Raw genomic sequence first — 13375 nt, 5'->3', positions numbered from 1 at the left:
CCAGCCTATCGGTTAACAGCCGAGTGCTCCACCATTGAGCTATCGCGGAATATTTAGTACACTAATTATTATATAGAATTATTGAAAAATTGCAATATTTTTTTTCACTTTTTTTTATTTTTTTACAATATTTTTTTCTAAACCCTCTATTTTAAAGGATTATCCTCTTTTTTAAAATATTGTGAATATATCTCACACTACTATTTTCTTATGAAACTTTTTATTTTTAAAACTAAATAATTATTTTTTTAAAGCTCTTTTCTTCATTATAGATATTGTATTCCTTAAATAGGTTCTTTATTTTCTATAAAAATATGCTTTATCCTTTTATATCTAATGATACTTTTACCTATAAATCTCCTTCAAATATTTTCTACTTCGTATTTACAAACTTTTTAATAAAAAAAAGATGCACAAATGTGCATCTTCTAAATTTTCTTATTTATTTATTGGTTTCATAGTTGGGAAAAGAATTACGTCTCTGATTGAAGAAGAATCAGTTAAGAACATAATCATTCTATCTACACCAATTCCTAGTCCACCTGTTGGAGGCATTCCTGTTTCTAATGCACTCATGAACTCTTCGTCTAACATGTAAGCTTCATCGTCTCCATATTCTCTTTCCTTAGCTTGTTGCTCAAATCTTTCTCTTTGAACGATTGGATCGTTAAGTTCTGAATAAGCATTACAAACCTCTCTACCAAATACAAATCCTTCAAATCTTTCAGTGAAAGCTTCATTTCCTCTTTTCTTTTTAGTAAGAGGTGATATTTCTACTGGGTAGTCAATTAAGAATGTTGGTTGAATTAAGTTTGATTCACCAAATTCTTCAAATAACATATTTAAAACATCTGCTTTAGTTACTTTATCAAGTGGTTTAGGGAATTCTAAATGCTTTTCTGTAGCTATTTTTCTAGCTTCTTCGTCTGTAGCTACTTCGTTAAAGTCTATTCCAGCATACTCTTTAACAGCATCCATCATAGTTAATCTTCTCCATGGTGGTGTAAAGTCTATTTCAGTTCCTTCGTAAGTAACTTTAGTAGTACCATTAACTTTTTCACATACATATGCAATCATGTTTTCCATAATTTCCATCATATCGTTATAATCAGCATATGCTTCATATAATTCTATTGCAGTAAATTCTGGGTTATGTCTTACTGATACTCCTTCATTTCTGAAGTTCTTTCCTATTTCATAAACTTTTTCAAATCCTGCTACTATTAATCTTTTTAAATATAATTCTGGTGCAATTCTTAAGTACATATCCATATCAAAAGTATTATGGTGAGTTATAAAAGGTCTTGCAGCAGCTCCACCAGCTATCATTCCTAATATTGGAGTTTCTACTTCTAAATATCCTTTATTATCTAAGAATTCTCTAATTCCTTTTATAATCTTTGTTCTTTTTATGAATGCGTCTTTAACTTCTGGATTAGTTATTATATCTACTTCTCTTTGTCTATATCTTAAATCTGGATCTTTTAATCCGTGGAATTTTTCTGGTAATGGTTTTAATGATTTACAAGTTAATATTATTTCCGATGCCTTTATTGACACTTCTCCAGTTTTAGTTTTGAAAACTTCTCCTGTAGCAGCTACAAAATCTCCTAAATCATATGTTTTGTATGCCTTTAAAGTTTCTTCTCCTACTAAATCAACTTTTATAAATAATTGAATTCTTCCATCTCTATCTTGGATATCTGAAAAAATAACTTTTCCTTGACCTCTTTTAGACATTATTCTACCTGCTACTGTAACAGTCTTGCCTTCTAGATCCTCAAAGCTTTCTTTTACTGCTTCTGATGTATGAGTTCTTTCAACTTTATATACATCAAATGGGTCATTTCCTTGATTTTGAAGTTCAACTAATTTTTCTCTTCTTAGAGCTTCTTGCTCACTAAATTGAGCCTCTAATTCTTGTGTATTCATTTCTTCATCTAACATTACTATACCTCCACACTATGATCTTTTTATTTCTAATACCTCAAATTTACTCACTCCATCAGGTATAGTTATTTCAACTACTTCGCCAACTTTTTTTCCTAAAAGTCCTGCTCCAACTGGTGATTCATTTGAAATCTTAAATTCCATTGGGTCTGCTTCTGCTGAGCCGACTATTGTATATTCTACTTCTTCATCAAAATCGTAATCTTTAACTCTAACTTTTGATCCTACAGAAACGATATCTGATGGTATTTCTGATTCATCAACTACTTCAGCATTTTTAAGCATATTTTCTAGTTGAATTATTCTTCCTTCTGTAAATGCTTGATCGTTCTTTGCTTCATCATATTCTGAGTTTTCACTTAAATCTCCATATCCTAAAGCAACTTTAATTTTTTCTGTTATTTCTTTTCTTTTTACAGTTTTCAAATATTCTAATTCAGCTTCTAATTTTTTAACACCTTCATAAGTCATTATAAATTTCTTTTCACTCATATTTAACTCCCCTTCAACTATCGTAGTATTTATATTAGATACATTTATCTTCCAATTTTACTAAAGATTCTTGTTCGATTACGTTTAAGATATTATAAAACAGCGTAAATAATATGTCAATTAAACATAATACAAGCCTTTTAGTATACTACTTATTATATAACCACTTTTTATATAATAATACATTTAATTTAAAAAACATCACATTTATTTTATATTTTTTTACATTTCTGAAATTTTTCTCTTATCTTCTTGGAAGATTTTTAATTTCTTCTTTGTATTCCATAAGTCTTTTTATAACTTCACTGCTATCATCTAACCTATTTATTTCATTTCTTATGTCTGTACATTTTGGTAATCCTTTAATATACCAAGATGCATGTTTACGCATTTCGCGCACTGCTTTTCTTTCGCCATCATATTTTAAAGCTAATTCATAATGTCTGATACACATATCTATTTTTTGATCTGGCGTAACTTCTTCAACTTTTTCGCCATTCAAAGCCTTCTGAATTTGCTTAAATATCCATGGATTTCCCATACTTCCTCTTGCAATAAGAATACCATCACAATTAGTTTGTTCTTTCATTCTTATAGCATCTTCCGGTGTAAAAACATCACCATTTCCTATAACAGGAATAGAAACTGCTTCTTTTACCTGTCTTATGATATCCCAATCTGCTACCCCTTCATACATTTGTTTTCTTGTTCTTCCATGAATAGCTATCGCATCAGCTCCTGCTTCTTCCATAAGTTTTGCAAATTGAACTGCATTTATATGTTCATCATCATAACCTTTTCTAAACTTTACAGTTACAGGTTTTTTAGATACTACTTTAACTTTTCTTACTATTTCTGCAGCAAGAAAAGGCTTTAGCATAAGTGCAGAACCGTCTCCATTTTTAACTATTTTAGGTGCGGGACATCCCATGTTTATATCAATAATGCAAACTTCATCCATATTGTTGAAATGCTCCTCAACAACTCTTGCCATTATATCTGGATCACTGCCAAACATCTGCACCGCAACAGGTCTTTCTTCTTCAGCTATTCTTAATAATGTTTTTGTGTTCTCACTTCCATAGTATAATGCTTTTGCACTAACCATTTCTGTACACACTAATCCGCATCCTTGTTCTTTACAAAGTCCTCTAAAAGATACATCTGTAACCCCTGCCATAGGTGCTAAAAAAACATTATTTTCAAATTCAATGTTTCCTATTTTCATTTTAATTTTACTCCTTGTTCTTATTATAAATTATTCTTAAGCCCTCTAGAGTTAAATCACCATTTACTATATCTATTGCATCCGTTTCCTTTGCTATAAGGTTAGCAAGCCCTCCTGTTCCAATTACCATAGGTTCTTCAGAACATTTATTTTTCATTTCTTCTTTCATTTTCTTTACTATATATTCAACCTGCCCAATATATCCAAATAAAATACCTGCTTGCATACTTTTTGTTGTATTTTTACAAATTACCGTTTCAGGTATTTCTAGTTCTATTCTTGGTAATTTTGCTGCTCTTTCAAAAAGTGCATCTGCTGATATCTTTATACCCGGAACTATGCATCCCCCTAAGTAATCTCCTTTTTCAGTTATCCCACAAAAAGTTGTAGCTGTTCCAAAGTCTATAACTATGCTAGGTTTATTATATATCTCAAAAGCTGCTACAGCATTTACTATTCTATCTGCACCAACTTCCTTAGGATTATCGTATTTTATATTTACTCCTGTCTTTATTCCAGGTCCAACTATAATTGGTTCCTTATCAAAGCACTTTTTTATCATATTTTCTAGAGAATGCATTATATTAGGTACAACTGATGAAATAATTATTCCTTCAACCTTTTTCATATCTAGACCAAATTGATGAAATAACTGTGATACCTGAATACCATATTCATCTGAAGTTTTCTTTGAATCTGTTGATATTCTCCATCCTGCTATATATTCATTTTTATCATGTATTCCTAAAACAATGTTTGTATTCCCTACATCCACAAGCAAAATCATAAAAGCACCACCTTAATATAATTAAAAGCAGCTTTTTTAGCTGCTTTTATTTGGATAAAATCACTTGTTTTTAACAATATTAATTTTAACAATTCCCTATCATTTGTCAATACTTTAACACTATTTAGAATAAACCGATTATTTCTCCACTCTCTAATATATCCATTCTATTAGCTGCTGGCACTTTTGGTAATCCTGGCATTGTCATAACATTTCCTGTTAATACAACTATAAATCCTGCTCCATTTGAAACCTTCACTTCTTTAATATTTATATTAAAATTTGAAGGTTTTCCTAATAAACTCGGATTATCTGATAATGAATATTGAGTTTTTGCCATACATATTGGAAGTTTATCTAATTTAAACTTCTCAAGTTCAGCAATTTGTTTTAGTGCTTGTGCATCGTAATTTACTCCATCTGCTCCATAAATTTCTGTTGCAATTGTGTGTATTTTTTCTTTTATAGATAAATTTTCATCATATAAAACTTTAAAATTTGTTTTTTCATTTTCCAAAATATCTATAACTTCATTTGCAAGTTCTATTCCGCCTTCGCCACCTTTAGCCCATACGTCAGAAAGTGCAACTTTTACATCTTTTTCTTTGCAGAATTCTTTTATACATGCAATCTCTTCTTCACTATCTGTTGTAAATTTATTTATAGCTACAACAACTGGCACTCCAAACTTTTTGATATTTTCAATTTGTTTATCTAAATTTGAAATCCCTACTTTTAAAGCTTCTACATTCGGAATACTTAAGTCATTTTTTAATACTCCACCATGATGTTTCAACGCTCTTATAGTTGCTACTATAACAACACAATCTGGTTGTAATTTCCCATATCTACATTTTATATTCAAAAATTTTTCCGCTCCTAAATCTGCTCCAAATCCTGCTTCTGTAACTACAATATCACTAAGTTTTAATGCCATTTTAGTTCCTAATATAGAATTGCATCCATGTGCAATATTAGCAAAAGGTCCTCCATGAATTATAGCTGGTGTATTCTCTAAAGTTTGAACTAAATTTGGCATTATAGCATCTTTCATAAGCATAGCCATAGCTCCAACTACTTCAATTTCCTTTGCATAAATTGGTTCTCCATCTAAGTTATATCCTATTACAATTCTACCAATTCTTTCTTTCAAATCCTCTAGGTTTGTTGCTAAACAAAGAATTGCCATTATTTCTGAAGCAACTGTTATCATAAATCCATCTTCTCTTAAAAAGCCATTTACTTTTCCGCCCATTCCAACAACAACTTCTCTTAGCGCTCTATCGTTTATATCTAAAACTCTTTTAAAAGTTATTCTTCTTGAGTCTATTCTTAGTTCATTTCCTTGGTGGATATGATTATCTATAGCTGCACACAGTAGGTTATTTGCTGCCGTTATAGCATGCATATCACCTGTAAAATGTAAATTTATATCTTCCATAGGAACAACTTGTGCATATCCGCCTCCAGCCGCTCCACCTTTAACACCAAATACAGGTCCTAATGATGGCTCTCTAAGAGCAATTACAGAGTTTTTCCCTAACTTACATAGTGCTTGTCCAAGTCCTACTGTTACTGTAGATTTTCCCTCTCCTGCTGGTGTTGGATTTATTGCAGTTACTAAAACTAACTTTCCATCTTCTTTATCTTTATTTTTTTCTAAAATATCTAAAGATAATTTACATTTATTTTTTCCGTACATCTCAATGTCATTCTCATCTAAACCTATCTTATTTGCAATTTTTACTATATGCTCCATTTTTGCTTCTTGTGCGATTTGTATATCACTTTTCATACTAAACCCTCGCTTTCATATCATTCACCTTTTAAGGCTTTTTTATCATTTTTTATTATTATAACATCTAAAATTCATATTTAAAATATATTTAATCGAATATTTTTTCTTTTTTTGTTAAAATAATTCGTATTTTTCTTTTTTTACCAATAATTTTTTAGAACTTTAAAAAGGGATTCCATTAACAATAATGAAATCCCCCTTTTAATCTATTAATCTCTATAAGTTACGCTTCATCATATATTCTTGCAAATTCATCACCATCTATTTTTTCATGTTCAAGTAATGCTTTTGATACAGCGTGAAGCCTATTTATATTTTCTCTCAATATAGATTCTGCTCTTTTATAAGCTTCATCAACTAAGTTTTTAACTTCCTTGTCAATTTCAGCTCCAATTTCTTCTGAGAAGTTTCTATTTTTACCTAGATCTCTTCCTAAGAATACTTCACTTTGGTCTGCTCCATATGATATAGTTCCTAGCCTTTCGCTCATACCATATTCCATTACCATAGCTCTTGCAATAGCGCTAGTTCTATCTATATCATTTTTAGCTCCTGTACTTATATCTCCTAGAATAAGTGCTTCTGCAACTCTTCCTCCTAAAAGACCTACCATATCATCTTTAAGTCTTAATTTAGATGTATATGATCTATCTTCTTCTGGTAAGTGCATAGTGTATCCACCAGCCATTCCTCTAGGTATTATACTTATTTCATGAACTGGATCCGAATGTTCTAATGTTCTCATTACAACTGCATGACCAGCTTCATGGTACGCTGTAAGTATTTTATCTTTTTCACTAATAACCCTACTTTTCTTTTCAGGTCCTGCCATTACTTTAGTTATAGCTTCTTCAAGATTATTCATTGTAATCTCTTTATTACCTTCTCTAACAGCTAAAAGTGCAGCTTCATTTGTTAAATTTTCTAAATCTGCCCCTGCAAATCCTGGTGTTCTTTTTGCTAATACTGCTAAATCAACATCCATGGCTAAAGGTTTTTTTCTTGTGTGAACTTTTAATATCTCTTCTCTTCCTTTAACATCTGGTGCTCCAACTAATATTTGTCTATCAAATCTTCCCGGTCTTAATAAGGCAGGATCTAGTATATCTCTTCTATTAGTAGCAGCTATCATTATTATCCCTTCATTTTGGCCAAAACCATCCATCTCAACTAAAAGTTGATTTAATGTTTGTTCTCTTTCATCATGTCCTCCACCAAGTCCTGCTCCTCTTTGTCTTCCAACTGCATCTATTTCATCAATAAATACTATACAAGGTGCATTTTTCTTAGCTTCTGCAAATAAATCTCTAACCCTTGAAGCTCCAACCCCTACAAACATTTCAACAAAATCTGAACCTGAAATGCTAAAGAAAGGCACTCCTGCTTCTCCTGCTATAGCTTTTGCTAAAAGAGTTTTTCCTGTACCTGGAGGTCCTACTAAAAGGACACCCTTTGGTATTCTTGCTCCCATTTCAGTATAGATAGACGGTTCCTTTAAGAAATCCACAATTTCTGCTAATTCTTGTTTTTCCTCATCTGCTCCAGCAACATCATTAAATGTTACAGTTTTTGTATCCGGGGTAGCAATTTTGGCTCTACTTTTACCAAAATTCATTACTCCCCGTCCACCACCATTATTATTTCCATGAGATTGTTGTGTCATTACAAACAACACTATTAAAAATAATACCACCATTACAATACTCGGTATAATTGCTAACCAAGCACCTGTATTAGAAGGAGCTTCAAATTCAACTTTTATATTAGCTTTTGGATCTTTTGACATTAAGTTTGATAACATGTCTTGTGGTGCATATGTTATAAATTTCTTATCATCACTTAAAACACCGTCAATAGTCATTCCATCATCATGGACATAAAGACTTTTTATATTGTCTCCATTCCACATCTGCTGAAATGAGCTGTATGGTACTAGTTGCGGCTTATTGCCTGTTTCCCATACTAATACAGCAGCTGCAACAATTACAACAATTATAACTGCCCATACTACTGTACTTGAATATTTTTTCATTCAAGTTCCCCCTTTCTTTTATTTTAAATTTTTATTTTGAGTATATTTCTCTTTTAAGAATCCCAACAAAAGGTAAATTTCTATACTTTTCTGCATAATCAATTCCATATCCAACTATAAATTCGTTTGGCACTTCAAACCCAACATAATCTACTTCAATATCTACAGTTCTTCTTTCTGGTTTATCTAATAATGTAATTATTTTTACACTATTTGCTCCTCTTCCGTTTAAATATTTCTTTAAGTATGAAAGAGTATTTCCTGTATCAACTATATCTTCTACTATTAATACATCCATATCTTCAATTCCATTATCTAAATCTTTTAATATTCTAACAACTCCAGAAGATTCTGTTGAGTTTCCATAGCTAGATACAGCCATAAAATCAATTTCACATGGAATTTCAATATTTTTTATTAAATCTGATGCAAATAATACTGAACCTTTTAACACTCCAACTACTAATAAATTTTTTCCTTTATAATCTTGTGATATTTGTTTTCCTAATTCTCTGCATTTTTTTTGTAAAGTTTCTTCTGTAAATAGAACTTCTTGAATATGTTCTTTCATCATAATTTTATACCTTCCTTTTGTAAATTATTTTCAATATATTGTCAGTCTCTTTTGTAACCTTATATATATTAGATAATTTAACATCTAATACCCACGATATATTATCATCAAAAACTATTATTGGTAATTCTTCTCTTTTATCCTTTGGTATCTTCATATCTATAAAAATATCCTTTAGTTTCTTGCTACCACTCATTCCCATAGGAGTGATTTTATCTCCATTTTTTCTAGTTCTTATAACAACATACTTTTTAATTTTATCACAATCAAAATATTTAATTAAGTCATTATCAGCAATTTTTAAATTTTTTCTATTTTGTACTATTTCAAAATTTAATTCATACCCATTAAACTCTATTTTATATCCATCTAACTTTTCTTTTTCTATTGTTATCTCTATATTATTAATTATTTTTTCTTTTTCTTTTTTCTTTATATATATTTGCCCATATACATTTTCAGCATAAATATTATTTGGTAAATCTATTCTCTTATTAGTTCCTATTTTTGAAAGTTTTATTACTTCTTCTACATGTTTAAGCTCAAAATCATAAGTACTCTTAGATACTTTAGTTAACGCTTTTCTTATAACTCTAGTAATAATAGCTTTACTTTCTTTAAACAATTCTTCTTTTATTTTAATATTTCCATTTTCTTTTACACAATATTCTTTAAATTTTTCTTTACAATAATCATTAATAAACTTATTATCTTCCCATAATATATTGGTCATTCTATTAATAGCCATAACAACATCTTTATTAAAATGTTCTTTCATATAAGGAAGAATTTCTAACCTTATTTTATTTCTAGAGTACACTGTTTCTAAATTTGTTTTATCAATTCGAGGATGCAATTCAAAATCCTCACAATATTTTTCTACTTCCCATCTTTCCATACATAAAATAGGTCTTATATATTTTCCTTCACGAATAATCGGTATTCCACAAAGACCTTCTAAGCCTGTTCCTCGCATCATCCTCATTAAAATAGTTTCTGCTTGATCATTAGCATTGTGCGCTGTGGCTATTTTATTATATCCATCATTTTGAGATACTTTATTAAATAACCCATATCTTACGTCTCTTCCACCAGTTTCTGTGGACACACCTTGTTCTTTAGAGTAAGCCTCTATATCTACTCTTTCACTATAAAAATCAACATTTAATTTATTACAAAATTCTTTAGCAAATTCTTCATCTTTATTAGCTTCCTCACCTCTTAACATATGATTTAAATGAGCTGCTCCAATTTTCAAATCATACTCATCTCTTATGCTACATAATAAGTGAAGCATACATATAGAATCCGGCCCTCCTGATAATGCAACAAGAATATTATCGCCCTTCTCTATTAGTTTATTATCTTCTATGTATTTTATAAATTTACTCTTCATTTTATCCACTTCCCAATTTAATAGTTACTAAATATATAATACCTTAATAATTCTTTCTATGCACAATTATTTAAACAAAAAATAAAAATACTGCCTCAAATTTCCTATTTTAAAAAAACTTGAGACAGTCTAACTTTTAATATAAAGCTTGAATCTTAGATACAATAACTGTCATATCATCTTTTATAGATCCATTATTCAAAATTTTTGATTCTTCTATTATATCTATAGCTAAATCCTTTGGATCATTTCCAGAATTAATAAGATAGTTTTCAAACCACTCTGTATCTCCCACTTTACTTTTATCTACATCTAACACTCCATCACTTAAAGTTATTATTATATCTCCACTCTTTATTTTTTTTTCAACTGATTCAATCTCCATTTCATCGACTAATCCAAAAGGTGGCATTTTTGATGATATTTTTATTATCTCCTTTCCTCTCTTTATAAAACTTGATGTTGCTCCCACTTTAACAAACGACGCTACTCCAGTATATAAGTCAACTGTATTCATATCTAATGTTGAGTATTTTTCATCTTCATCAAACTTCATTGCCATTATTGAATTAACTGTATTTAATGCAGTTTCCATACTAAATCCTGAATCAATAAATTTTTCTACTAAATCTACTGTCATTTTACTTTCTTTTGATGCTTCTGGTCCGGACCCCATACCATCACTTAATATAGTTAAATATTTTCCACCTAAAACATTTCCAAAGCTATACGTATCTCCAGTATATTCTTCTCCCTCTTTAACACTCATACCTACGTAGGAAGTTAATCTATATTTTGGCATCTCCTTTATTGTAATTGTACAATCTCTATTATTGGGATTTATGCTACATCCATCAACTCCTATCATCATAGGTCTTTTTATTATAGAATTAACTACTGGCAATACATTTTTTGCACAATACTTACAATTTGTACACTTTGCCATATTCAATTTTACTTTTATTTTTCCATCTTTATCATTAAAACAAAATACATCTTTATATTGAATAGAGTTTCTGTTTAATTCCTTTCTTAAAGCTTTCTCTGAATCTCCCCAAACAATTATATCTTTTTTAAAGTCATATAACATTTTCTCTATATTTTCTGCCATCGTATTCATATGAACTGCTAATAGCTTTCTACCATCTTGTAACTTCTCCTTATTCATTGCTTCTGCATTCATATTTAATACTAATTTATCCACTTCATCTAGGATATTATATTTTCTCATACATTTTTTCTCAAGTTCTGCTGGAAATACTGGGAAATTATCTTCTTTTCCTTTTATTATTTTTTCAAAACACCCATACGTTGTGCTAAAATGTCTTTCCCAACATTCACTTGCTTTTTCACAATTTGAACAAATTCTATCTGCTAAATTGTTTATAAGTTCAGTACTTTTATCTTTATATAAAAGTACATCATTTGTCGATAAATTTGCAATCGATCCTGATACGTCACTTAATACATCACTTAAGCTTTCTATTTTTCCTGAAAATTCTTCTTTTATTTGATTCATATGAAGTTCATTTAAAGAATCATTTTTTATTTCTGTATTTATTTCACTTTCAACAGAATTTAAAACCTTATTTGGTATCACCAAAAAGATTATTCCTCCTAAAAGAACTTCGATTATTCTACTATCAATAACACCTCCCATGTATAAAGATAGAATTGAATATACCACCCCCACTGATAAGAAAGAAAATATTCTTCCTGTATCTTTAAATAAACCTGCTACTAATCCAATTATTGCGTAAATGCCAATTCCCTGTAACATTTCTCCATTCGAAATCCCAAGAACCAACCCCATAGCTATTCCTATTGCACTTCCATTTGCTGCACCCCCTACATATGCAATTGAAACTATAAATGCTATGGCAAAAACCTCTCTAATATATATGCTAAATAAACTTAAATCTCCTATTCCAGCAACTATTAAGCATCCTAAAATTCCAATGCTTATAACTTCTTCTACTGTAAAATAATAATTTGTATTATAGTTTTCAAAACACTCTAATCCATATCGAATAATAAAATATATTGGTATTATAACCACTGTATATATTCCACTTAAAATTAGTGATGCTTTAATATCCATTTTATCTATACCTAGTGATGTACCTATTTGTATTAATGCATAAATTATAAGAGCACTTTTTAGCCCTATATTTTTTTCACTTTTTCTTAAGATACTCATTAATAACACTATTGTCAGTATTGTCACTATGTAAACTGATGAATTACTTATTGAACTACTTATTGTTAAATATCCTATTACTGATCCTATAGCTCCACAAAGCAATTTTTCTTTATCATTATTTTTTAACATGGTAATCAAAAATGCTATTCCAAATGGTGCTATTCCAGCTATATCTTCTTTATTCGTATATATTATTACCCTACTCAAAAATAAAGCTGATATAAATAGTAACCCTAATGCGATAAATTCCTCCCCTTCTATAATTTTAGTTTTTTTTCTATTAAGTCCGTATTGCATCCAATCCCCTTCTTTCCATTTTATGTAAGCTCATTATAACAATTTATTTTTTATTTTCTTGTCATTATATGTTGCTATTTTCTAAAATCAATCTACAATTTCTATTAAGTTTCTATTTTTATATCATAATTTCTCACTTTTTTTCTTCTCTATTTATCTATAAAAACTTAGTTAAAGTGTCTATTTTACAGGTCTTGTATGCATTTCAAATAATTTATCTTATTTTGTAAAGTAGTGTAAAAATAAAGAGTTTATTATAGAAAAATTTTTTCATAATAAACTCTTTACTTTAATATATTTATTAGTTGTACTTTTTAAATTCAAATATAAAAAAACAGACTTAGAAATCTAAGTCTGTTTGGTGCCGAAGACCGGAATCGAACCGGTACGGTGTTTAACCACCGCAGGATTTTAAGTCCTGTGCGTCTGCCAGTTCCGCCACTTCGGCATGACAGTGGTAGCGGAAATAGGACTTGAACCTACGACCCTTCGGGTATGAACCGAATGCTCTAGCCAGCTGAGCTATTCCGCCAAATGGTTGCGGGAGCAGGACTTGAACCTACGACCTTCGGGTTATGAGCCCGACGAGCTACCAACTGCTCCATCCCGCGATATTAA

At 30.0% G+C, this 13375-nt stretch carries 9 protein-coding genes and 3 tRNA genes; all 12 read right to left on the bottom strand.

Features of this window, described 5'->3' with window-relative positions; translation table 11 throughout:
* Positions 1–438: 438 nt before the first annotated feature.
* The 12 genes from lysS to Q0W06_RS17280 all read right to left on the bottom strand — a co-directional run bounded on the left by lysS (position 439) and on the right by Q0W06_RS17280 (position 13368).
* Positions 439–1947 carry a lysine--tRNA ligase gene (gene lysS, locus Q0W06_RS17335; RefSeq protein WP_297638671.1) on the bottom strand — a complete coding sequence of 503 codons (1509 nt, stop codon included), beginning with the start codon at positions 1945–1947 and terminating at the stop codon, positions 439–441.
* Positions 1948–1962: 15 nt separating this feature from the next.
* Positions 1963–2442: a transcription elongation factor GreA gene (greA, locus tag Q0W06_RS17330; protein WP_297638668.1), complete on the bottom strand. Its 480-nt coding sequence runs from the start codon at positions 2440–2442 to the stop codon at positions 1963–1965.
* Positions 2443–2686: 244 nt separating this feature from the next.
* Positions 2687–3670 (bottom strand): tRNA dihydrouridine synthase DusB, encoded by a 984-nt coding sequence (dusB, locus tag Q0W06_RS17325; protein ID WP_297638665.1) that lies wholly within the window; start codon positions 3668–3670, stop codon positions 2687–2689.
* A gap of 7 nt (positions 3671–3677) precedes the next feature.
* Positions 3678–4457 (bottom strand): type III pantothenate kinase, encoded by a 780-nt coding sequence (locus Q0W06_RS17320; RefSeq protein ID WP_297638662.1) that lies wholly within the window; start codon positions 4455–4457, stop codon positions 3678–3680.
* A gap of 124 nt (positions 4458–4581) precedes the next feature.
* Positions 4582–6252, bottom strand: a complete 1671-nt coding sequence (locus Q0W06_RS17315; protein ID WP_297638659.1) for a formate--tetrahydrofolate ligase — start codon at positions 6250–6252, stop codon at positions 4582–4584.
* A gap of 226 nt (positions 6253–6478) precedes the next feature.
* Positions 6479–8287 carry an ATP-dependent zinc metalloprotease FtsH gene (gene ftsH, locus Q0W06_RS17310; protein WP_297638656.1) on the bottom strand — a complete coding sequence of 603 codons (1809 nt, stop codon included), beginning with the start codon at positions 8285–8287 and terminating at the stop codon, positions 6479–6481.
* Between the two features lie 31 nt (positions 8288–8318).
* Complete coding sequence (gene hpt / locus Q0W06_RS17305; RefSeq protein WP_297638674.1) at positions 8319–8858, bottom strand: hypoxanthine phosphoribosyltransferase; 540 nt, start codon at positions 8856–8858, stop codon at positions 8319–8321.
* Positions 8859–8865: 7 nt separating this feature from the next.
* The gene (gene tilS / locus Q0W06_RS17300; protein ID WP_297638654.1) at positions 8866–10257 is read right to left on the bottom strand and encodes a tRNA lysidine(34) synthetase TilS; all 1392 of its coding nucleotides are present in this window, start codon (positions 10255–10257) and stop codon (positions 8866–8868) included.
* A gap of 136 nt (positions 10258–10393) precedes the next feature.
* Positions 10394–12757, bottom strand: coding sequence for a stage II sporulation protein E (spoIIE, locus tag Q0W06_RS17295; protein ID WP_297638651.1), 2364 nt, complete (start codon positions 12755–12757; stop codon positions 10394–10396).
* A gap of 359 nt (positions 12758–13116) precedes the next feature.
* A tRNA-Leu gene (locus Q0W06_RS17290) sits at positions 13117–13205 on the bottom strand.
* Between the two features lie 7 nt (positions 13206–13212).
* Positions 13213–13289: transfer RNA gene (locus Q0W06_RS17285), tRNA-Met, on the bottom strand.
* A gap of 3 nt (positions 13290–13292) precedes the next feature.
* Positions 13293–13368: transfer RNA gene (locus Q0W06_RS17280), tRNA-Met, on the bottom strand.
* Between the last annotated feature and the right edge of the window lie 7 nt (positions 13369–13375).

It is taken from the genome of uncultured Clostridium sp., from assembly GCF_947072515.1.
In the GTDB taxonomy this organism is placed as follows: domain Bacteria; phylum Bacillota; class Clostridia; order Clostridiales; family Clostridiaceae; genus Clostridium.
The sequence above is the reverse complement of the archived record's forward strand: the minus strand, read 5'-3'. Positions and strand labels throughout refer to the sequence as shown.

Bases quoted from the DNA above. Each gene is read 5' to 3' on its own strand.
- lysS (WP_297638671.1), bottom strand. From the start codon at position 1,947: ATGTTAGATGAAGAAATGAATACACAAGAATTAGAGGCTCAATTTAGT.
- greA (WP_297638668.1), bottom strand. From the start codon at position 2,442: ATGAGTGAAAAGAAATTTATAATGACTTATGAAGGTGTTAAAAAATTA.
- dusB (WP_297638665.1), bottom strand. From the start codon at position 3,670: ATGAAAATAGGAAACATTGAATTTGAAAATAATGTTTTTTTAGCACCT.
- Q0W06_RS17320 (WP_297638662.1), bottom strand. From the start codon at position 4,457: ATGATTTTGCTTGTGGATGTAGGGAATACAAACATTGTTTTAGGAATA.
- Q0W06_RS17315 (WP_297638659.1), bottom strand. From the start codon at position 6,252: ATGAAAAGTGATATACAAATCGCACAAGAAGCAAAAATGGAGCATATA.
- ftsH (WP_297638656.1), bottom strand. From the start codon at position 8,287: ATGAAAAAATATTCAAGTACAGTAGTATGGGCAGTTATAATTGTTGTA.
- hpt (WP_297638674.1), bottom strand. From the start codon at position 8,858: ATGAAAGAACATATTCAAGAAGTTCTATTTACAGAAGAAACTTTACAA.
- tilS (WP_297638654.1), bottom strand. From the start codon at position 10,257: ATGAAGAGTAAATTTATAAAATACATAGAAGATAATAAACTAATAGAG.
- spoIIE (WP_297638651.1), bottom strand. From the start codon at position 12,757: ATGCAATACGGACTTAATAGAAAAAAAACTAAAATTATAGAAGGGGAG.